The organism is Paraburkholderia bryophila, from assembly GCF_013409255.1.
GTDB lineage: Bacteria > Pseudomonadota > Gammaproteobacteria > Burkholderiales > Burkholderiaceae > Paraburkholderia.
This window is the reverse complement of record NZ_JACCAS010000001.1, coordinates 1,415,565-1,438,166: the sequence shown is the minus strand read 5'-3', so window position 1 is coordinate 1,438,166 and position 22,602 is coordinate 1,415,565. Positions and strand designations below refer to the sequence as shown.

The 22,602-nt window shown below is 62.2% G+C and carries 17 protein-coding genes; 16 read left to right on the top strand and 1 reads right to left on the bottom strand.

Annotation, left to right across the window (positions count from 1 at the left end):
- Positions 1–858 precede the first annotated feature (858 nt).
- The 16 genes from GGD40_RS06415 to GGD40_RS06340 all read left to right on the top strand — a co-directional run bounded on the left by GGD40_RS06415 (position 859) and on the right by GGD40_RS06340 (position 21,849).
- Positions 859–1,521, top strand: a complete 663-nt coding sequence (locus tag GGD40_RS06415) for an energy transducer TonB (RefSeq protein WP_179708786.1) — start codon at positions 859–861, stop codon at positions 1,519–1,521.
- Between the two features lie 76 nt (positions 1,522–1,597).
- Complete coding sequence (locus GGD40_RS06410) at positions 1,598–2,515, top strand: MotA/TolQ/ExbB proton channel family protein (RefSeq protein ID WP_134960345.1); 918 nt, start codon at positions 1,598–1,600, stop codon at positions 2,513–2,515.
- A gap of 12 nt (positions 2,516–2,527) precedes the next feature.
- Positions 2,528–2,950 carry an ExbD/TolR family protein gene (locus GGD40_RS06405; protein ID WP_035551443.1) on the top strand — a complete coding sequence of 141 codons (423 nt, stop codon included), beginning with the start codon at positions 2,528–2,530 and terminating at the stop codon, positions 2,948–2,950.
- A 58-nt stretch (positions 2,951–3,008) separates the two neighbouring features.
- On the top strand, positions 3,009–3,437 hold the full coding sequence (locus GGD40_RS06400; protein ID WP_179705675.1) for an ExbD/TolR family protein: 429 nt from the start codon (positions 3,009–3,011) through the stop codon (positions 3,435–3,437).
- Positions 3,438–3,446: 9 nt separating this feature from the next.
- Entirely contained in the window at positions 3,447–4,652 is a 1,206-nt protein-coding gene (locus GGD40_RS06395; protein ID WP_179743146.1) for a tetratricopeptide repeat protein, read from the top strand.
- A 303-nt stretch (positions 4,653–4,955) separates the two neighbouring features.
- Positions 4,956–5,531: a helix-turn-helix domain-containing protein gene (locus tag GGD40_RS06390; protein ID WP_179743145.1), complete on the top strand. Its 576-nt coding sequence runs from the start codon at positions 4,956–4,958 to the stop codon at positions 5,529–5,531.
- Positions 5,532–5,909: 378 nt separating this feature from the next.
- Positions 5,910–8,645, top strand: coding sequence for a TonB-dependent receptor (locus GGD40_RS06385; RefSeq protein WP_179743144.1), 2,736 nt, complete (start codon positions 5,910–5,912; stop codon positions 8,643–8,645).
- A 237-nt stretch (positions 8,646–8,882) separates the two neighbouring features.
- Positions 8,883–10,841, top strand: a complete 1,959-nt coding sequence (locus GGD40_RS06380; protein ID WP_373565322.1) for an extracellular solute-binding protein — start codon at positions 8,883–8,885, stop codon at positions 10,839–10,841.
- 8 nt (positions 10,842–10,849) lie between these two features.
- The gene (locus tag GGD40_RS06375; RefSeq protein WP_035551435.1) at positions 10,850–11,902 is read left to right on the top strand and encodes a microcin C ABC transporter permease YejB; all 1,053 of its coding nucleotides are present in this window, start codon (positions 10,850–10,852) and stop codon (positions 11,900–11,902) included.
- Positions 11,856–12,968 (top strand): ABC transporter permease, encoded by a 1,113-nt coding sequence (locus tag GGD40_RS06370; protein ID WP_179705666.1) that lies wholly within the window; start codon positions 11,856–11,858, stop codon positions 12,966–12,968. Before GGD40_RS06375 ends, GGD40_RS06370 begins: the two co-directional genes overlap by 47 nt.
- The gene (locus GGD40_RS06365) at positions 12,965–14,614 is read left to right on the top strand and encodes an ABC transporter ATP-binding protein (protein ID WP_179743143.1); all 1,650 of its coding nucleotides are present in this window, start codon (positions 12,965–12,967) and stop codon (positions 14,612–14,614) included. Before GGD40_RS06370 ends, GGD40_RS06365 begins: the two co-directional genes overlap by 4 nt.
- A gap of 31 nt (positions 14,615–14,645) precedes the next feature.
- The gene (locus GGD40_RS06360; protein ID WP_179743142.1) at positions 14,646–16,082 is read left to right on the top strand and encodes a TldD/PmbA family protein; all 1,437 of its coding nucleotides are present in this window, start codon (positions 14,646–14,648) and stop codon (positions 16,080–16,082) included.
- Positions 16,082–17,443 (top strand): TldD/PmbA family protein, encoded by a 1,362-nt coding sequence (locus GGD40_RS06355; protein ID WP_179705662.1) that lies wholly within the window; start codon positions 16,082–16,084, stop codon positions 17,441–17,443. The genes GGD40_RS06360 and GGD40_RS06355 overlap by 1 nt, the downstream gene beginning before the upstream one ends.
- A gap of 43 nt (positions 17,444–17,486) precedes the next feature.
- A complete protein-coding gene (locus tag GGD40_RS06350; RefSeq protein WP_306456573.1) occupies positions 17,487–18,053 on the top strand; it encodes a GNAT family N-acetyltransferase in 567 nt (188 codons plus the stop codon).
- Positions 18,054–18,057: 4 nt separating this feature from the next.
- Positions 18,058–18,627 (top strand): GNAT family N-acetyltransferase, encoded by a 570-nt coding sequence (locus GGD40_RS06345; RefSeq protein ID WP_179743140.1) that lies wholly within the window; start codon positions 18,058–18,060, stop codon positions 18,625–18,627.
- Between the two features lie 12 nt (positions 18,628–18,639).
- A complete protein-coding gene (locus GGD40_RS06340) occupies positions 18,640–21,849 on the top strand; it encodes a multidrug efflux RND transporter permease subunit (RefSeq protein WP_179743139.1) in 3,210 nt (1,069 codons plus the stop codon).
- A 122-nt stretch (positions 21,850–21,971) separates the two neighbouring features.
- Here GGD40_RS06340 and GGD40_RS06335 read toward each other — a convergent pair whose 3' ends face one another.
- The gene (locus GGD40_RS06335; protein ID WP_179705656.1) at positions 21,972–22,337 is read right to left on the bottom strand and encodes a DUF4148 domain-containing protein; all 366 of its coding nucleotides are present in this window, start codon (positions 22,335–22,337) and stop codon (positions 21,972–21,974) included.
- Positions 22,338–22,602 lie beyond the last annotated feature (265 nt).

Genomic DNA, 22,602 nt, shown 5'->3' with positions numbered 1-22,602 from the left:
GTATTTGTAATAAACCAAAAGACGTCAGCGAGATGCGCATTTAGAGTGTCGTAAATACCGCTAAAAAGTTTTTTCAAACACGCTTTTCCTTCTGCTATCTTCTCGCCTTCGGCCGCGGTCTCGTTCCGGCGCCGATCATCACGTTGACCCTGCTGTTCCCAATCCGCTTCGGCTGTCCTGCAGCCACCGCGGAAAGCCCGCCTGGAAGGCGTTTTCGCCTTGCTGCGAACTGGCTCCGTGAACCGCTCAAGTGTCCGTTGATGCGCCCCGCGTGAGCGGCGGCATCCTCAATGTTGGGTCGCGACAAGCGATTCGGCATCTGTTCGACATACGCTTATTCTTTTAAAGCGTCGCGAATACGGCATTAGTTAGAGGCTTCTCTCTAAACTTAGTATGCTCCCATCAAAAAAAGTTTGACCGCGCATTTTTTGTCCTGCTATCGTTGCCTCCCATGAAACGCATGTGACGTTTGCGCAAAAAGTTCCAGGCACTACCGCGAACCCTGCCCAATTCGTCACCGGCGTTGGATGCGAAAGAGAAATCCGCGAGACGAAATTAATCTATTAGTAGTTCTACTTAGACTAAGCGATCAGTGTCGCGGGACTTGTTGCGGCTGTTTCTCATAGCTGCACGTGTCGTCGAATCGGAGCTGGAAAGCACGGCAGTCGTTTTGCACTGCAAAACAAACCACTGCCCGATCAACGGGCTCGGCTGAAGTGGAAGTTGTTTGCAGTTCCCCGGAGGCAATTTCTTCGGGGCGTTATAAGCGCACTGCAGTTACAGAAATGGACGGTTCACGCCGGAGGAGTAAAGGTGGGTACGAAAGTTGAAGGACAATTTCCGGCAGCAGCGGCCCGGATGCAGAGGCCAGGACGACCCCGCGAGTTCGGGCGCAAGCAGCAAACCCCAGTACGCCGCTATGGCGGTATCGCAGCCGTTCTGCTCCTGCACGTCGTGCTGATTTATGCACTCGTCAACGGCCTTGCCACCAAGGTCGTGCAGGTCATCCAGCATCCCATTGAAACGAAGATCATCGAGCCGGTGAAACCGCCGCCGCCGCCGCCGTTGCCGACCGTGGAGTTGCCGCCGCCGAAATTCGCGCCGCCGCCGCCGCCGTTCGTGCCGCCGCCGGAAGTGCAGGTGCAGACGCCGCCGCAGCAGACCATCACGCACCAGTCCGCACCGGTCGTGTCGGCGCCGGCTGTGGCAGCGCCGGTGGTTGCGCCGCCCGCGCCGACCAAGCCGGTCAGCACTGAAGTTGGCGTGGTGTGCCCGAATTCGGATCAGATTCGCTCGTCGATTCATTACCCGAAAGAGGCGCAGGAAAACAACGTCACGGGTGATGTGCTGATCGAGTTCGTGGTCGACCCGCAAGGCCATATCACGAATGAGCGTGTTGCCAAGTCGTCGGAAGATTCTTCACTGGATCGCGCTGCGTTCAACGCGGTCAAGCAGTTCACGTGCGTTTCCCAAGGCCAGGCTGTCCGTGTGCAAGTTCCGTTCTCGTTTAACCTGAACTGAGTGCACAGGCTGTTCGGTACCGGTAGCGATTTGTCAGTCTTGGTTTAGAAGTTGTACTAATGAACATGGAGCAGGCATGAAGAAGCGTACTCTCGCCGCATTGGCGGCAACCCTGTTGTTCGCCGTAACCACGGTGGATACCTTTGTAGCACCGCATATGGCTAATGCACAGGCTAGCGACGCCACCGCGTCGGCAGCCGCCGCACCGGCCTCGGCCGCCGCCACCGCTACGCCGCAAACGGCCTCGGCCGCTGACGACGCCGTGCCGCCGCCGCAACCCGCTGCGTCCGAAACCGTCAACAACCCGTACGGCCTCGGCGCATTGTGGAAGAACGGCGACTTCGTCGCACGCTTCGTGCTGATCCTGCTGGTGCTGATGTCGATGGGTAGCTGGTACATCATGATCACCAAGTTCTTCGAGCAGTTCCGTGCGAACCGCCGTGCGAAGAGCGCCGACGAACAACTGTGGACCGCACCGTCGCTGGCTGAAGGCGCGAAGCTGCTCGACGAAGCGTCGCCGTTCCGTTTCATCGCCGAAACCGCGATCGAAGCCGGCGAGCATCACGACGAAGCGCTGCTCGAAGCCGTTGACCGCAACACGTGGATCGATAACTCTGTCGAACGTGCGATCACCAATGTGTCGAATCGTCTGCAAGACGGCCTGGCGTTCCTCGGTACGGTCGGCTCGACGGCTCCGTTCGTCGGTCTGTTCGGTACGGTGTGGGGGATTTATCACGCGCTGACGGCGATCGGTATTGCCGGCCAGGCATCGATCGACAAGGTCGCGGGCCCGGTGGGTGAAGCGCTGATCATGACCGCGATCGGTCTGGCGGTCGCCGTGCCCGCCGTGCTCGGCTACAACTTCCTGGTTCGCCGCAACAAGTCGGTGATGGAGCGTGTGCGTGGATTCGGCGCACAACTGCACACCGTCCTGCTGGCCGGCAGCCGCCGCTCGGCGCGCGCCACGGCGCGTGAAGCCTCGCTGGCCCAATAAGCGGAGTCCGTCATGGCAATGAGCGTCGGGCAGGACGACAACGACGAGGTCATCTCCAGTATCAACACTACGCCGCTCGTCGACGTGATGCTGGTTCTGCTGATCATCTTTCTGATCACGATTCCGGTGGTCACGCACACGGTGCCGGTGCAGTTGCCGAAGGAGACGATCCAACCGCTGCAGACCACGCCGAAGAGCATCGTCATCGCGGTCAACAAGGATGGCGACTTCTTCTGGAACGAGAAGCAGGTCGATGCGCCGACGCTGCTGGCACGACTGAAGACCGTGTCGGTGCAAACACCGCAGCCGGAAGTGCATGTTCGTGGCGATCAGTTGACGCGCTACGAATTCATCGGCCGCGTGATCACCGAGTGCGAACGCGCCGGTATCGCCAAGGTTTCGTTTATCACGGAGCCGCCGGCGCGCGGCGGCTAGGTTTGTATGGGACCGGACTAAGCGCTGAAGCGCCGAGTCCGGTCGACAGGAGTCGACAATGGGAATGAACGTATCGTCGGGCAGCGGCAGCGAACCGGATGTGATGGTCGACATCAACACCACGCCGCTGATCGACGTGATGCTGGTGCTGCTGATCATGCTGATCATCACGATCCCGATCCAGACGCACGCGATCAAGATGAATCTGCCGGTCGGCAACCCGCCGCCGCCGATCACGCAGCCGGAAGTCGTGCAGATCGATATCGATTTCGACGGCACCACGACCTGGAACGGTCAACCGGTGCCGGACCGCGCCGCGCTCGAATCGCGTCTCGCTCAGGTCGCGGCAGAACCGGTGCAGGCGGAAATTCATTTGCGGCCCAACAAGCTGGTGCCGTACAAGGATGTCGCGGCCGTGATGGCGTCCGCACAGCGACTGGGCGCGACGAAAATCGGCCTGATCGGCAATGAGCAGTACATGCAATAGGAAAGGGCAATGCTAACGATCCATCAACGGTTCAAGCGCGCTGTGATTGCGGCCGCTGTCGGCGGACTGTCCGCGCTCACGATGCTGCCGCTCGCCGCTCATGCGGCGGACACCTTGCGGCCGGATGTGGCGAAGCCGCTGAACGCCGCGCAGGATCTGTATCGTGCGCACAAGTACAAGGACGCGTTGACGAAGATCGATCAGGCGGCCGCGGTGCCTGGCAAGACGCCGTATGAAAGCACCATGATCGAAGAGATGCGTGGTGCGGCCGCGGCGGCCGCCGGAGAAAACGGTGTCGCCGCGCAATCGTACGAAACCTTGCTCAGCTCAGGCAAATTGAGCGGTGCGGACGAGCAACGTACGACCGCGGCGCTTGCAGGCATCTATTTCCAGCAGAAGAACTACGCGCAAGCGGCGAAGGTCGCACAGCGTTATCTGAAAGCGGGTGGCGGCGATCCCGACATGCGCGTCCTGCTGGTTCAGTCCTACTACCTGTCGAACGATTGCACGAGCGTGGTCAGTTTGCTGAAGCCGGGCATCGACGCACAGGCGCGTGCCGGTCACGCACCGGACGAGTCGCAACTGCAACTGCTCGGCACCTGTGCGCAGCGTGTGAAGGACGACACGACCTACCGCGGTGCGCTGGAAAAGCTGGTTGCCTATCATCCGAAGCAGTCGTACTGGGATGACATGTTCGCGGCGATTCGCAATAAGCCCGGCTATTCGTCGGCGCTCGATATCGACACGTATCGCCTGCGTCGCGCCACCGGTTCGTTGTCCACCGCGGACGACTACATGGAGATGACCCAACTCGCCATCGTTGCGGGCACAACCGCCGAAGGCAAGCAGGTGATCGACCAGGGCTTTACGTCCGGCGTGCTGGGACATGACGCGCAGGCGGATCGCGAGAAGCGCCTGCAGGCACTCGCGGCGAAACGCGCGCAAGCGCCCGCCGACCCGGCCAACCCGGTCTCGCCAGTGAATGTCGGCTTCAACCAGGTATTCGCGGGGCAGGCCAAGCAAGGTCTGGCCGCGATGGAAGCAGCAATCGCGAAGGGCGGTCTCGACCACCCGGATCAGGCGCAACTGCATCTCGGCGTGGCGTACTACGTCGCGGGCGATAAAGCGCGGGCGTTGCAGACTTTCCGTACCGTGAAGGGCACAGACGGCTCGGCCGACCTCGCCCGTTTGTGGGTGCTGGTGGCGTCGAAGTAAGAAGCTGTTTTGCCGCCGTGTTTGATCTGGCGACGCGCGCTCGAATCAATCCTCTAGCAGTTCCGGGGGAGGCGCGCTCGCCGCGTAGTGTCCACGCACTCGCCGCTGCCTGGACAAGGTTGAACGCGCAACCAGCGCGGGGCTTACGGAGAGCATGGACGTCTCAGGTCAACCAACCTGATAGAACGTTTCGTGGCGGCATCTCATCACGCTTATCCAGCGTGCTTCACGGAGAGTGTTGCAAATCATGGAACTTAATTAGCTTCTATCAAACTATTTTTGACTACGGGATTCTGTCTTGCTATGGTTTTGCCACTCGATAACAAGGCACAGGTAGCAGTCTCAATAGGAAGCAAAATCCGCGCGCTTCGCCAACGGCTCAAGCGCACGCTGGATGAAGTGGCAAAGACTGCGGGTATTTCCAAACCCTTTCTGTCGCAGGTGGAGCGTGGTCATGCAACACCTTCGATCACGTCGCTGGTGGGTATTGCACGGGCATTAGGCGTCACGGTGCAGTACTTCGTCGACACGCCGACTGAAGACCGGTCGGTGCGCAGGGGCAACGAATTGAAGTACTTCGGCTTCGACGGAAGCGCGAATATTTTTGGACGGCTGACGAATCTGTCGGTCGGCAGCAAGCTGGAAGTCATTCTCGTCAGAATGCCGGTGGGTCAGCACCCGTCGGAGGTCACGACGCACGCAGGGGAAGAGTTTCTGTATGTGATGAGCGGCGAGATATCGCTCACATTGGAAGGTACGACGTTCGTGTTGCAGGCTGGTGACACCGCGCATTACGAGTCCACTGTGCCGCATGCCTGGGCCAATACCGCCAGCGAAGAAGCAGTACTCGTGTGGGTGGGCACACCGCGGTTGTTCTAGTGCTGAACTCGGAATTTCTCGCGAAATCAGTCGATTTATATCTGTAAGCATGACTTAAGGTTGGAAGGGTTGTTCAGGCGCGTTAAACCACCTGTCGTCCCCGCATACGTTGTACGACATAAGAAGTGAAAACAATTAGAAAGCGCTGCGCATTTCGTTTGTAATAATTTGGTAGTCCAAAATTGACTTATTTGAAGTACTCCGCCTGTCTGGCTGAACTTGCGGTGCCGGCATGTCTTCGCCGGTTAGAGAAGCCTTAAAGAGAGTGGAGTGGCTTTAACGGAGCGCGGCGCAAGATCGCCGTATATCGAGTAGAGAGATTCACAAGATCTCTCTCACATACAGCTGTGGCCTTACTGACGAGCGAGAAGGGGAAAAATGAAACAACGGGCATTGGCGCTGGCCATCAAAAGAATAATCTGGGCTGAACTGGCATTGTCGGCCGCAATCGCCGTACCGGCGTTCGCACAAAGCCAGCCGGCCCCGACGGGTGCCGCGGCAGGCGCAACGACCACGGAAAGCACGCCGGCTACGCCCGCTGCTGCCGCGTCGGGCGCTGCTGCGACGCCGTCGGCGGACAACGCCGCGCCGGCCGCGGGTAAGGGCAAAGTCCAGCAACTGAAGCGGTTCGAAGTTACCGGTTCGCTGATCCGGAGTTCCGACAAGGTCGGCTTCAATCAGGTGCAGACGGTGACGCAAAAGGACATTCTGAATAGCGGCGCCACGACGGTCGCTGACTTTCTGCGCGACACCTCGGCCAACTCGGCGAATAGCTGGAGCGAAGGCCAGTCCGGCAACTTTGCCGCGGGCGCTGCGGGTATCGCACTGCGCGGTCTGAGCGAAAAATACACGCTGGTGCTGGTGGACGGACAACGTGTCGCGCCGTTCGCGTTCTTCTCGAACAGCGTCGACTCGTTCTTCGACTTGAACACGCTGCCGCTGAACGACATCGACCGGATCGAAATCGTCAAGACCGGCGCCGTGTCGCAATACGGCTCGGACGCTGTCGCGGGCGTGGTCAACATCATCACGAAGCACGACTTCCAAGGTTTGCAACTCGACGGCAGCTACGGCAGCGCGATCAACGGCGGCGGCGGCGCCGGCACGACCAAGTTCGGCGTGCTGGGCGGTTTCGGTGACCTGAACTCCGATCGTTTCAACGTGACGGCCGCGGCGAGCTATTACAAGTCGAACGGCTTTACGCTGGCGGACCGTGACTCGACGCGCAACCAGGACTTCACGAATCAGCCGGGCGGCTTCTCGCTGCTCGCACCGTCGTACTGGAATACGCCGGGTGGCCCGCAGGCGCTGAGCGGTTGCGGGTTCGGCGGCTCGGTGCACCCTTCGGCCACCAACTCGCTGACGGCGGGACAGCCGGGCACGGTGTGCGGCTATAACACCGCGGAAGGCATGTCGATCGCGCCGATGATGGAGCGCTTCAACGCCAAGGTCCACGCGGACTTCAAGATCAACGATCAGACGACCGCATTCGGCGACTTCCTGATCAGCAGCAACACGACCACCACGAATGACGGTCTGTGGGGCAACGTGGTCGGCAATCCGCAGAATCCGACGCTGGTCATGAACCCGGCGACGAAACTGCTCACGCCGTTCAACATCAACGTGCCGGCGGGCAGCCCCTACAACCCGTACGGCGTGGATACGCCGCTCACGTACGCGTTCCCGAACACGGTGTCGGAAAAGACGTATGCGACCTACTGGCGCGCGTCGACCGGTCTCAAGGGTTCGTTCGGTTTGCCGAACGGCGATTGGGATTGGGCAACGTCGGTCAGCCACTCGCAAAGCACGGTTTCGAACACGTACACGAACCAGCTGAACGCGAATGCACTGACCAACATCTACCAGAACGGTACGTTCGACTTTGCGAATCCGTCGGCGACGCCCAATGGTTTGAATGGTCTGTATCAGGACGCGAACAACCTGGCGATCTCGAAGCTCGACACGGTTGACGCGACGCTGTCCACGCCGACGCTGTTCCATCTGCCGTCCGGCGATGTGGGCTTCGGTATGGGCGCGCAGTTCACGCACCAGAGCGAAGTGATGAACCCGGGCGCCGCGTTTGCAACGGGTGAGGTCATCAACCCGAATCTGCAGACGGTGAACGGTCAGCGTAACGTGGCGGCCGTGTACTACCAGATCGACATTCCGATCATCCACAACCTGACGTTCAGCCAGTCGGGCCGTTACGACCACTACAGCGATGTGGGCGGTGCGTTCTCGCCGCGCTTCGCGTTGCGCTACCAGCCGGTGCAGGCTTTGACGATGTACACGTCGTATAGCCGCGGTTTCCGTGCGCCGACGTTCGTGGAAAACAGCAAGTCGCAAACGCTGGGCATCCAGGTGGACCAGGCGTCGGGCCAGAACTACACGTCGATTACCGAGGGCAATCCGAATCTCGCTCCGGAACGCACGCGTAACCTGAACATCGGCTTCCAGTTGGCGCCGACCCGCACGACCGACATCGGCTTCGACTGGTACAAGATTCGCGTGGATAACGTGATCGGCCAGGGCTCGCCGTCGCAGACCGTGCTCGATGCCAACGGCAATCTGCTGTACAAGGTCATTCCGTACGCGAACCTGGGTTACCTCGATACGAATGGCTTTGAAGGTACGTTCCGCCAGGCACTGCCGACCACGACTGCGGGTACGTTCACCCTGTCGGGCGACTGGGCTTACGTGAACAGCTTCAAGATCGGCAGCCCGGGTAAGGCGCCGGTCAACGGTGCGGGTAACAACTACACCCTCACGCAACCGTTCGGCGGCAGCTTCCCGCGCTGGAAGGGCAACACCACTGTGGACTGGTCGTACCACAAGTTCGACGCGGCGCTCACGTGGCAGTTCACGGGTCCGTACGCACAGAACCTGTCGCCGGCCACGAGCAAGGTCGGTTCGTACAGCCAGTTCAACCTGATGGTCACGTACACGGGCTTCAAGCACTGGACGATCTTCGGCGGCATCGACAACATCTTCAATCGCACGCCGCCGTATGATCCGATCTTCGCGAACGGCACGCTGGATCAGAATGGTTACGACCAATCGATCTATTCGTACATCGGCCGCTTTGCACAGGTTGGCGCTACGTACAAGTTCTGATGTCTGAGCGATCAGGCTGACGAATCATGAAGGATCTGCCGCTCCGGTTTCTTGCAGTCAAGGAACCGGAGCGGGTTGTTCTGGTCGAGTACTTTTCTTGCGACGACGGTGCATACGGGCTGTCGTTGTAACGGATCAACTCGCACCGGCAATGGCGACCGGCTGTTGCCGCGTCGCGGGTTGAATCGCGTTCGGGCCACAAGCCGGTGCGCACTGTATGGGCTGACGAAAAGAATGATGAAAACCGGACTGCTGCGCCTGCACGACGCACTAGGCTGTTCACTCGTCGCGATGCGCCGCGCCGCACGCGTGTCAATGACGAGCGCGCTAGCCAATGGCACATTCGGCGCTTTGGTCGTGCTCGCTACGACCCCGCACGTGGCGCAGGCGAAACCGTCGATCGCGCAATACGATCAACCGAAATACCCCGATAATTTCACGCACTTCGACTACGCGAATCCTGACGCGCCGACCAAAGGCTCGCTCAGTTTCGAGAACTACAACGAACTGCAAAGCTACGATTCGCTGAATCCGTTTCTGTTGCGCGGCGCCCCGGCGCCCGACATTCAGAACCTGATGTTCGACACGCTGATGCAGCGTAGCTGGGACGAACTCGCCTCCGAATACCCACTGATCGCGGACAACGTCGACGTTGCCGCGGACCTCAGCTCCGCGACCTTCCATATCAATCCCGCCGCGCGCTTTTCCAACGGCGACCCGATCACGGCCGCCGACGTCAAATATTCGTTCGACACGTTGACGAGCTCGCACGCTTCACCGGTTTTCAATGCGCAGTTCTCGGTGATCAAAAGCGCGACGGTGATCGATAAAAACACGATCCGTTTCGACTTCAAGCACGCCGAGCGCGACGCGCCGCTGATTGCCGGCGATCTGCCGATCTTCTCGCCGAAGTGGGGCATGCAGGCCGACGGCAAACGCCCGCCGTTCGACCAGATCGCGACCCAGCCGCCGATCAGCAGCGGCCCTTATCTGATCGAATACCGCAAGAACGACAAGCAGATTTCGTATCGCCGCAATCCTGACTACTGGGCGGCGAATCTGCCGTCGCGGCGCGGCATGTTCCGCTTCGAGCGCATCACGTTCAAACTGTACCGCGATCATTACACGCAACTCGAAGCCTTCAAGGCCGGCGACGCCGACGCGATCGTCGAGTACAGCGCTACCCAATGGGCACGCAAATACGTCGGCAAGAACTTCGACAACGGCTTGTTGAAGAAGGGCGATTTCAGCGACGGTCCCGCGCAGATGCAGGGCATGCTGATGAATCTGCGCAAGCCGATGTTCAAGGATCCGCGCGTGCGTCAGGCGCTGACCATGGCGCTGGACTACGACTGGATGAACCGGATGATGTTCTACGGTCAATACCGTCGCACCAACAGCTATTTCGAAGCGAGCCCGTTCGGCGCGACCGGCATGCCGGGCCCGAAAGAACTCGCATTGCTCGAACCGCTGAAGGGCGAAGTACCGCCCGAAGTATTCGGCCCCATGCTCAAGCAGCCGGACACGATCCCGCCGAACTCGCTGCGCGGCAATCTGCGCGCCGCGCGCGATCTGCTCGGGCAAGCCGGTTGGCACTATCGCGACGGCGCGTTGCGCGACGCGAACGGCACGCCGATGGTGATCGAGGTGATGGACGACCAACCCGGCATGGACCGCCTGATCCTGCCGTATATGCAGGCGCTCAGCACGCTCGGCATTCAGGCGCATATGCGTGAGATCGACAGCGCGTTGTACGAGAAGCGTCTCAACAACTTCGAGTACGACATGACCACGTTCATCTACCCACCAGTGACGATTCCGGGCGCGGAACTGACGCGCCGTTTCGGCAGTGCGGCCGCGTCGGAAATCGGCTCCGAGAACTATCCGGGCATTCGTTCGAAAGCCGTCGATTCGCTGATTCACGCTGCGCTGTCCGCCGACAATCTCGACGATCTGGAAGCCGCGACCAAGGCCCTGGATCGCGTCCTGATCTATTCGTTCTATCTGGTGCCCGAGTACTACTCGCCGGGCGCGCGAATCGGCTACAAGACCACGCTCGGCTTTCCGAAGACCGTGCCGATGTCGTACCAGTACGAAGACTGGGTGATCAACTACTGGTACGTCAAAGCCCCGACCACCCAGTCCGCTTCAAATACCACCGCTGCCACCGCCGCATCAGCGGCCACGGCCCACTGAGGACCCGCATGCTTGCCTACATTCTCAGACGATTGCTTTTGATGGTGCCGACGCTGCTCGGCGTCGTCACGCTGACCTTTGTCGTCACGCAGTTCGTGCCGGGTGGGCCGGTCGAACAGGTGATGACGCAACTCCGCCACGGCACTGGCCGTGGCGGAGAGGCGGGGGCCGGTGGCGGCGGCTATCACGGCAGCCAGGGCGTCGACCCGCAACAGATCGAGCAGATCAAGAAGCAGTTCGGCTTCGACAAGCCGCCGCTCGAACGCTATCTGCTGATGCTCAAGCACTACGCGACTTTCGATCTCGGCCAGTCCTACTACGAGCACGAAAGCGTCTGGGGCGTGATCCGCTCCAAACTGCCCGTGTCGATCACGCTCGGGCTGTGGACGGTGATGCTCACTTATCTGATATCGGTGCCGTTGGGAATCTCGAAAGCGATTCGCAACGGCTCGCGCTTCGACACGGTCACGAGCGTGCTGGTGCTTGCCGGCTACGCGATTCCCGGCTTCGTGCTCGGCGTGCTGCTGCTGATGCTGTTCGGCGGCGGTACGTTCTGGCAGGTGTTTCCGATGCGCGGCCTCACGTCGGATAACTTCAGCGACCTCAGTACGTTCGGCAAAGTACTCGACTATCTGTGGCACATCGTGCTGCCGGTCACGGCTTCGGTGGTCGGCAACTTCGCGATCGTCACGATCCTGACCAAGAACACCTTTCTCGAAGAGATCGGCCGTCAATATGTGCTGACCGCGCGCGCCAAGGGCGCGCCGGAGCGCGACGTGTTGTGGAAACACGTGCTGCGCAACGCCGCGATTCCGTTGCTGACCGGTTTGCCGGCGGCCTTCGTCGGTGCGTTTCTGAACGGCAATCTGCTGATCGAAACGTTGTTCTCGCTCGATGGCATGGGCCAACTGTCGTACGACTCGGTGATCCGCCGTGATTACCCGGTCGTACTCGGTTCGCTGTTCCTGTTCACGCTGATCGCCCTCGTAACCAAACTTATCGCAGACGTCTGCTATGTCCTCGTCGACCCCCGCATCCAATTCAACCGCCTGGACCGCTGAGTCCAGTGCGGCGCACGCGGCGTCGCCGTCTCCGTGGCGGCGTACGTGGCAGCGCTTCAAGCGGCAGCGTCTCGGCTACTGGAGCCTCGTGATCTTCGTGACGTTGTTCGTCATCAGTCTGTTCGGCGAGGTGCTGTCCAACGACCGGCCGCTGATGGTGCGTTACGACGGCCACTACTACTTTCCGATCGTGAAGGATTATTCGGAAACGCTGTTTGGCGGCGATTTCCCGGCCAAGGCGAACTACCTCGATCCGTATATCCGTTCGCGGCTCGAATCGAACGGCAACTTCGCGATCTATCCGCCGAATCACTTCAACTACGACACGATCGACTACTTCGCCGCGAATCCGTATCCCGCGCCGCCGACGTCGTCGAACTGGCTCGGCACGGATCAGTTCGGCCGCGACGTGCTGGCGCGACTGTTGTACGGCTTCCGGTTGTCGGTGCTGATGGCGTTGGCGCTGACAGTGTCCGGTGTGGCGATCGGCGTCCTGACGGGCGCGGTGCAGGGCTTCTACGGCGGGCGCACCGATCTGATCGGCCAGCGCCTGATCGAAATCTGGAGTTCGATGCCGGACCTGTATCTGCTGATCATCTTCGCGTCGATTTTCGAACCGACGCTGTGGCTGCTGTTCATTCTGCTGTCCATGTTCGGCTGGCTCGTGCTGTCCGACTACGTCCGCGCCGAATTCCTGCGCAACCGTTCGCTCGATTACGTCAAAGCGGCGCGCACGATGGGGCTGTCGAACTGGCAGATCATGTGGCGCCACGTGTTGCCGAACAGCCTGACGCCGGTCATCACGTTCCTGCCGTTCCGCATGAGCGCGGCGATTCTGTCGCTGACCAGTCTGGACTTTCTCGGCCTCGGCGTGCCGCCGCCGACGCCGAGCCTCGGCGAGTTGCTGCAGGAGGGCAAGAACAATCTCGACGCATGGTGGATCTCGGTGTCGGCGTTCGCCGCGCTGGTGATCACGCTGTTGCTGCTGACGTTCATGGGCGACGCGTTGCGTAATGCGCTCGATACCCGTTCGCGTGGTTCCGCTTTCGGTGGAGGTCCGCGATGAGCGACAAACAGAGTCCCGGCAAGGCGCAAAACGGCCGACCGTTGCTGGAAATCGACCGCTTTTCCGTCAAGTTCGGCGACAAGATCGCCGTGCATGAACTCAGTCTTTCGATCGCGCGCGGCGAGCGTGTCGCGCTGGTCGGCGAATCGGGTTCGGGAAAAAGTGTCACCGCGTTGTCGATTCTGCGTCTGGTCGAACATGCCGAACTGAGCGGCCGCATGCTGCTCGACGGTGAAGACCTGTTGCAGAAAACCGAGCAGCAGATGCGTGGTCTGCGCGGCGCCGATGTGGCGATGGTGTTTCAGGAGCCGATGACCGCGCTCAATCCGCTCTTCACGATCGGCAAGCAGATTGCCGAGAGCCTGCGTTTGCACGAAGGCTTGCGGCCTAATGCGGCGCGCCAGCGCGGCATCGAACTGCTTCGGCGCACGGGCATTCCCGAGCCGGAACGGCGCATCGACAGCTTTCCGCACCAACTGTCCGGCGGGCAGCGTCAGCGCGCGATGATCGCCATGGCGCTCGCGTGCCGTCCGCGTTTGCTGCTGGCCGACGAACCGACCACTGCGCTCGACGTCACCGTGCGTCAGCAGATCGTCGATCTGTTGATCTCATTGCAGGAGCAGGAAGCGGCGGAACGCGGCATGGCCGTGCTGCTGATCACGCACGATCTGAATCTGGTGAAGCGTTTCGCGCAGCGTGTCGCGGTGATGGAAAAGGGCGTGCTGGTCGAAACCAATACGACCGAAGCGCTGTTCTCCAATCCGCAGCATCCTTACACGCGGCGCTTGCTGGACAGCGAACCGCAGCGCGCGGTCGAGCCGGTCGAGCCGGGCGCACCGCGCCTGCTCGAAGTGCAGGGACTCGCGGTCGACTACAGCATGTCCGCGAAAGGCTGGCGTTCGCTGTTCGGCCGCTCGACGTTCCGCGCGGTGCAGGACGTCGATCTGAGCGTGCGGCGCGGTGAAACGCTCGGCATCGTGGGTGAATCCGGCTCCGGCAAGTCGACGCTCGCGGCAACCGTGCTCGGTCTGCAGCGACCGGCGGCCGGCGCGATTCATATCGACGGTTTGCCGCTCGCTTCGCTGAAGACGGCGAAATCTCGCCGTGCGCTCTATGCGCGCATGCAGGTCGTGTTTCAGGACCCGTTCGGCTCGCTGTCGCCGCGTATGACGGTCGAGCAGATCATCGGCGAAGGTCTGGTGATGCATAGTCCGGAAATCGACGCGAAAGCGCGGCGTGCGCGCATCGGCAGTCTGCTCGAAGAAGTCGGCATGCCCGCGGACGCGATGCTGCGCTATCCGCACGAGTTCTCCGGCGGCCAGCGTCAGCGGATCGCGATTGCCCGCGCGCTGGCTGTCGAGCCGGAACTGCTGGTGCTCGACGAGCCGACCAGCGCGCTCGACGTGTCGATCCAGAAACAGGTGCTGAATCTACTGACAAATCTGCAGAAAAAGTACAAGCTTAGCTATTTGTTCATTACGCACGATCTGGCGGTGATGCGCGCCATGGCGCACCGCGTGATCGTGATGAAGTCGGGCCGCATTGTCGAAGCGGGCGATACGCTCGACGTGCTGCATGCCCCGTCGCATCCCTACACGCAGTCGCTGCTGGCCTCATCCATGATCGTGCCGGAGCCGACCGCCTGATCGTTTTCCACGAGATCTACGAGACACGTGAATGATTGACGAACGTTGGGCGCAAGCCGCCCGTACGCTGACAAGCCGCGCGGCGTTCTGGTCGCTGCGCATTGTGGACGAGCAGATCGACGATCACGAGATCCGCAACGACATTGCACAGCCGTTGCGCACCGTGCGCGATCGCGGCGCCATGTTGATTGCGTGGGTCGGCGCCGGTTCGGGCTATGCGGCCACCGCGAATCTCACGGCAGCGGGCCTGCAGGCGGCGCTCGATATTGCCACCGCGCGCGCGCAAGCGAGCGCGGTGTTGTCGCTGATCGATCATCGCGAGGTGGCGCGTCCCACCGCGAGCGGCCATTACGTGTCGCCGAATGCGCAACACGCGTTGCCGAGCCGCGCCGAATGGCTGGAGATGCTGGCCGCCGAATGCGCGAGCGCCAATCTCGACGCGAAGATTGTCGAGCGCGTGGCGGGCGTGCAGATCACGCATACCGACCAGCTCTACATGACCGGCGACGGCGTGCGCATCGACCAGCAATTCCGCTTCGTGATGCCGCAATTGAGCGTGGCCGCGCATGCGAACGGCGACACCCAGGTGCGCACGCTCGGCGGCAACTACGGCACGCTCGGGCAGGGCGGCATTGAAGTGCTCGCGCGCTTCGGTTTCGAAGGGTCCGGCGTGCGCGTCGCCAATGAAGCGCTGCAATTGCTGGCCGCGCCGAATTGCCCGTCGGGCAAACGCGACCTGCTGCTGATGCCCGATCAGATGATGCTGCAGATTCACGAGTCGATCGGCCACCCGCTCGAACTCGATCGCATTCTCGGCGACGAACGCAATTTCGCGGGCTGGAGTTTCGTCAAGCAGGACATGTTCGGCTCGTACCGCTACGGCTCGGAACTGCTGAACGTCACGTTCGACCCCGAGTTGCGCGAGGAAGCCGCCTCGTACGCGTTCGACGACGACGGCACCGTCGCCGACAAGCAGTTCCTGATTCGCGACGGCGTGCTCGAACGGCCGCTGGGCGGCGCGCTGTCGCAGCAACGCGCGCGCATGTCGGGCGTCGCGAATTCGCGGGCGTCGAACTGGAACCGTCCGCCGATCGACCGTATGGCGAACCTGAACATCGAACCCGGCGAGAGTTCGCTGGAGCAGATGATCGGCAATATCGAACACGGCATTCTGATGCGCACCAACACGTCCTGGTCGATCGACGACCATCGCAACAAATTCCAGTTCGGCTGCGAATACGGCCAGTTGATCGAGAACGGCAAGCTCACGCAGGTGGTCAAGCAGCCGAACTATCGCGGCATCTCGGCGAATTTCTGGCGCAGTCTGAGCGCGGTGGGCAATGCGGGCACGCGCGAGGTGTATGGCACGTCGATGTGCGGCAAAGGCGAACCGGCGCAGATCATTCGCGTGGGGCATGCTTCGCCGGCTTGCGTGTTTAGCGATATCGACGTGTTCGGAGGCGCCTGATGAACCAGTTCATTGCTTCGCGCGCCACGACGTCGGTCGACTGGCAGCAGCATTTCACGTCGCTGGCGGACGCGATCGAGCGCCTGCAGCAAGACGGCGAAACCACGCTGAGTTCGTTTGCCGGTGAACAGTCGGACTTTATCCGCTTCAACGCGGGCAAAGTGCGGCAGACCGGCAGCGTGTCGCAAGGCAAGCTGACCTTGCGGTTGATCGACGGCGCGCGTCAGGCGTATTCCACGCTGACCGTGTGCGGCGATCTGCAACAGGATCTCGACGAAGTGAGCGCCGCGCTCGCCACGTTGCGCGAAGGTTTGCGCGATGCCGCGGACGATCCGCATCTGCTGTTCGATACCTCGAAATGGGCGCGCGCCACGCAACGCTCCGGCAAATTGCCGGAGCCGGACGGCTTGCTGCGCACCGTCGCGCAAGCGGCGGAAGGCCTCGATTTCGTGGGCTTTTACGCGGGCGGCACGATCGTGCGCGGCTTCGCATCGACGAGCGGCAGTCGCGGCTGGTACGAAGTCGATAACTTCAATTTCAGCTGGTCGCTGTACGACCCGAGCGGTCGCGCGATCAAAACGAGCTACGCCGGCGACGACTGGAGCGACGCCGCGTTCAACCGCAAGGTCGAGCAGGCCGCCGCGCGTCTCGAGGTGCTTGCGCGCACACCGCGCACTCTGGAGCCGGGCCGTTACCGCGCGTGGATCGCTCCCGCTGCGCTCGCCGAATTGCTCGGCGTTGCGTCATGGAGCGGTTTTTCCGCACGCGCGCAGGCGAGTTCGCGCAGCGAGCTGTACAAACTGCATGTGGGAGAAATCGTAGTCGACCCGCGCGTTTCGATCAGCGAAGATCTGAGTCTCGGCATTACGCCCAGCTTCAACGACGACGGCTATCTGCGCGACAGCGTCCCGCTGATCGAAGCCGGCCGTAGCGCCGAACGTTTGACCAACGCACGCAGCGCGCGCGAATATGGGTTGACGCCGAACGGCGCGTTGGCGAGCGAGTCGCCGGTGGCGTTGTCCATGAAAGCGGGCGACCTGCCGGAAGAAGACGTGCTGGCGAAACTCGGCACCGGCCTTTATATCGGCAATCTCTGGTACGTGAACTTCTCGGACCGGATGAATTGCCGCCTAACCGGCATGACGCGTTTCGCGACCTTCTGGGTGGAAAACGGCGAGATCGTCGCACCGCTCGAAGCCATGCGTTTCGACGACAGTCTGTACCGGCTGCTCGGCAGCGAACTCGAACAACTCGGCGCGCAGGCCGAACTGCTATTGAGCGACTCGACGTGGGGCGAGCGCGCGACGGGCGGCATGCAACTGCCCGGCATTCTGGTGAGGTCCTTCGAATTGACGTTATAGGCCTATGGATCAACACTCAAAAACAAAATCCAATTCTGAGAGCTTGCCCGAGGGACTGACGCTGCGCGCGTTGCGTCCCACCGATTCGGAGCAATACCACGCCTTGATGCAGTTGCCGGCGGTGGTCGACGGCAACCCGCACGTACCGTTCGAGACGCTCGCGCAAACGCGCGAGTCGATCGGCAAAATCGAACCCACTACGATTGCCATGGTGGCCACGGTCGGCGACACGCTGGTCGGGTCGGCGCAACTTTCGCCCATGAAAGGGCGCCGCGCGCATGTCGGCTCGTTCAGCATTTGCGTGCACGACGCGTGGCACGGGCGCGGCATCGGCAATCGCCTGATGGTCGAACTGCTCGACCTCGCCGACAACTGGCTCGGCTTGCGCCGTCTCGAACTGAACGTGTTTGCCGATAACCGTGCGGCGCTGGCGCTGTACCACAAGTTCGGCTTCGAGATCGAAGCGCATCAGCGTGGTGCGGTTCTGCGGCGCGGCGTGTTGATCGATAGTCTCATCATGGCGCGCTTTCAGGAACCCGCGCCGCTAATGTCCGGCCCGGATGCGTCTGCTTTGAAAGCGGACGCCACGCGAAGCAACGCATCGGAATGAAGCCATGAAAAACGACACGTTGCACAGCGAGGCCACGGCGCTCGACAATCGCATTGCGATCAAAGCCTGCGAGCCGTCCGACATGGAAGCGTTCACCGCGATCATGAGCCTGCCCGGCGTACGGCGCGGCACGTTGCAGCTCGGCTATCGCAATGTCGCGCAGATCACCGCGTGGCACGAGCGGCGCCTCGGCAAGGGCGTGACGGTCGGCGCGTGGCTGGACGGGCAACTGGTCGGCCACGCCGGGCTGAGCGTCTATCCACGGGCGCGCTCGCACGGCGCGGAGCTCGGGATCTGCGTACACGACGCGTATCATGGGCAGGGCGTTGGCACGGCGCTGGTGCGGGCGCTGATCGATAGCGCCGACGGCGCGCTCGGTTTGCGTCGCATCGAACTCACGGTGTTCGCGGACAACGCCCCGGCCATCGCGCTGTATCGCAAGTTCGGCTTTGTCGAAGAAGGCCGTTCGCGTGGCTACGCGCTGCGTGATGGCGTGCTGGCCGATGTGCTGCATATGGCGCGCCTCGCCGAGGCGCCCGCTTTCGCGCCGATCACGCCAATCACGCCTCTCTGAACGGACTAACGCGTGCCTTTCTTCTTTATCGACCGTCCGGTGTTTGCGTGGATCGTCGCGCTGGCCATCGTCGTAGCTGGCGCGCTTGCGATTCCGCAACTGCCGGTGGCGCAGTATCCGCGTCTGGCGCCGCCGCGCATCGTCATTTCCGCGAGCTATCCGGGCGCGTCGACCGAGGTCGTGGATGGCAACGTCGGCAGCATCATCGAGGAGAGTCTCGATGGCGCGGACAACATGCTGTACTACGAGACCACGAGCGACAACCTCGGCAACCTCGAAATCGACGCGACCTTCTCGCCCGGCACTAATCCGGACATGGCGCTGGTCGACATCCAGAACCGTCTCAAGCAGGTCGAGCCGCGTCTGCCGCAGCAGGTCGTGCAGCAGGGCATCAGCGTCTTCAAGGCGGCCAATACGTTCCTGATGCTGGTCGCGCTCACGTCTACGGACGGCACGCGCGACTCGGTGCAATTGAGCGACTATCTGAGCCGCTACGTGCTGCGCGAACTGAAGCGCGCGCCGGGCGTGGGCGCGGCCGAACTGTGGGACGCCGACGAAGCGCTGCGCGTGTGGGTCGATCCGATGAAGCTGCGCGAGTACGGCATCGGCCCGACCGAGGTGAACGCCGCGATCAGCGCGCAGAACGCCACCGTCACGGCGGGCGCGATCGGCGACGCGCCGTTCGTGCCGGGTCAGCAGCTCACGGCATCGGTCAGCGTGAAAGGGCAATTAATCTCGCCCGAGGAGTTCGGCCAGATCGTCATCAAGGCGCGGCCCGACGGCTCGGCGGTGCGTCTGCGCGACGTCGCGCGGGTCGAACTCGGGCGCGACAACTACACGTTCTATTCGCGCCTGAACGGCAGGGCGTCGGCCACCGTCGGCATTCAACTAGGGCCGCGCGGCAACGCGCTCGAAACCTCGACTGCGATTCGCGCGCGGCTCGCGGAATTGTCGAAGGGCTTGCCCTCGGGCGTCGCCGTCGAAATTCCGTTCGACAACGCGCACTTCGTGCAGATCGCCATTCATGAAGTGCTCGTCACGCTCGCCGAAGCCGTGGTGCTGGTGTTCTTCGTGATGTGGCTGTTTCTGCGCGATCTGCGCTACACGCTGGTGCCGACCGTGGTGATTCCGGTCACGCTAATGGGCGCGTTTCTCGCCATGTACGCGTGCGGCCTGTCGATCAACGTCTTCACGATGTTCGGCCTCGTGCTGGCGATCGGCATTCTCGTCGACGATGCGATCGTGGTGGTGGAGAGCGTGCATCGCGTGATGGAAGAAGAGGGCCTGCCGCCGCGCGAGGCAACCCGCAAGGCGATGTCGCAGATCGGCGGCGCGATTATCGGCGTGACCGCCGTGCTGACCGCGGTGTTCGTGCCGATGGCGTTCTTTCCGGGCGGCGTCGGCGGCATTTACCGGCAGTTCGCGGTGGCGATGATCGCGTCGATGCTGGTGTCGTCGTTCATGGCTTTGTCGTTGACCCCTGCGTTGTGCGCGAATCTGCTGAAAGCGCACACGAAATCGGTGCACCAGCGCGAAGCGCGGCGTGGTCTGCTCGGTTTCGCGGCGCGCGCGGCAAGCGGTTTCACTGCGGGTTTCGATCGCGCCGCGAGCGGCTATCGCGGGCTGACCGCGCGCATGCTGCGCCGGATCGGGCCGATGCTGGCCGTGTATGTCGTGCTGGTCGGCGTGTGCGGCGTGCTGTATTGGCACATGCCCGGCGGCTTTCTGCCGAGCGAGGACGAAGGCCAGTTGCAGGTCATGGTGCAATTGCCGGCAGGCGCGACGCAGGAACGTACGTTGGCCGTGGTGAAGCGTATGGAAGCGATTCTCCACGCCGAGCCGGCCATTGCGAACGTCACCAGTGTGATCGGCTGGAGCTTTGCCGGCAGCGGGCAGAACGTGGCGATGGGCTTCGTCGAACTCAAGGACTGGGACAAGCGCGATACCGACGCGCTGGTGTTGCGCGACCGTCTCAACGAGAAGTTCGACAAGATTCTGGACGGCGACGTCGAAGCGCAACTGCCGCCCGCGGTGCCGGGCATCGGCCATTCGGACGGCTTCGTGTTCCGGCTCGAGGATCGCGGCGGGGTGGGGCTCGACGCGCTGAAGGCCGCGCGCGAGCAACTGTTCGCGCAGGCCAAGGCGAGTCCGATGCTGGCCTCGGTGCATTCGGAAGATCTGCCCGACGCGCCGCGCGTCGAACTCATCATCGACCGGGCCAAAGCGTACGCGCTCGGCGTGCAGTTCGAACGCCTTACCGACGTGCTGGGCAGCACTTTCGGCTCGACCTATATCGACGACTTTCCGGCCGGCGGCCGGATGCGGCGCGTGGTGATTTCCGCCGACGCCGCCACCCGCATGACCGAAGACGATCTGCTCGCGCTCGCCGTGCCGAACACGACGGGCGGCATGGTGCCGTTGTCGGCGATCGCAACCCGCCACTGGACCATCGGCCCGGTGATGCTGACGCGTTATAACGGCTACCCGTCGCTCGACGTGAGCGGCCACGCGGCGCCCGGTTATAGCTCCGGCGCGGCGATGGCGGAGATGGAGCGGCTGGCTGGGTCGCTGCCGGTCGGCGTCAGCTACGACTGGGTCGACGCGGCGCGCGAGGAAACCGCGGCCGCGAAGCTCACGCCGATGCTGATCGGCCTGTCGCTGATGGCGGTGTTCATGGCGCTCGCCGCGCTGTACGAAAGCTGGACGATCCCGCTGGCGGTGCTGATGGTCGTGCCGCTCGGCGTGATCGGCGCGGTCAGCGCGGTGCTGTTGCGCGGCATGCCCAACGACGTGTACTTCAAGGTCGGCATGATTACCGTGATCGGCCTGGCGGCGAAGAACGCGATTCTGATCGTGCAGTTTGCGCGCGATCTGTATCAGGGCGGCATGCCGTTGTCGCGCGCCGTGACCGAAGCCGCGGGCGCGCGCTTCCGGCCGATTGTGATGACGTCGGCGGCGTTTCTGCTCGGTGTCGTGCCGCTGGTGTTGTCGAGCGGCGCGGGGGCGGAGAGCCGCCGGTCGATCGGCACGGGCGTGTTCGGCGGCGTGCTGGCGGCGACGTTGTTCGGGCTGGTGTTCGCGCCGGTCGCGTTCCATGCGATCGCGTCGCTTACGCACGGCAAAAAACGGCTGGCCGCGCTGCATCGCAAGCGCGATGAAAGGCGTGCGCAGCGAGCACGTTCGGGTGAGAACGAACGCGCGCAGTTCACGAACGGGCGTTGACGGAGACGTTGCGGGCTCAACCAGTTCGCAACGTCTCGTGTAGCTCGTGATGCTCGCGTAGCTTCAGGCCTTTCGCAAGACGTTCCATGCGTTGAACCGCACAGCGTTGCCTCGCGCGACGCTTAGCCTGCTGGCTGATTCGCCACCGCTTGCGCTGCTGCGGGCGTCGCCGTGCCAACCGGCGACTGCGTTGCGCTGGCCGACACATGCGGCGCGGCCGGCATGCAGTCCGCGCGATATTCGGCTTGCAGCTTCTGCTGGGCGGCTTCGAGGTCGCTCGGATAATCGTCGTCGTCGTTGCTGGGGCTGTAGCCTACCGCTTCGAGTTCGCCCAGTTCGTTCATCAATTGCTTGTGCGTCACTTCGGTTTTTAGCTGGGTGAACGGATAATCGTTGCATTGCTGCTGCGTGAGTCCGGGCGCGGCCATGGCCGATGCGCTGCCGATCAGAAGCAGGGAGGCGAGCAGGGTCTTCGTTGCGAGTTTCATCTTTTACCATCCACGAGAAGGATCGAGTCGGACCGCCAGTACGATCGGCGGGATGGCTGTAGGCTAGTGGAGGCGGTATACCGAAGCGGCGTCGGCAAAATGAAATATGTTTTATCGACGCGCGTGCCGGATTTCAACCGCGTTTAAGCGCCTTCAGCGTCCTTGCGGCCAAACTTAAATATTTCTTCATGAAGCGGATATTCATCCGCCATGCGACCCCGCGTAGCCTGCCGGGATGCACTCGCGCATAGCGCCGGCAACCGCC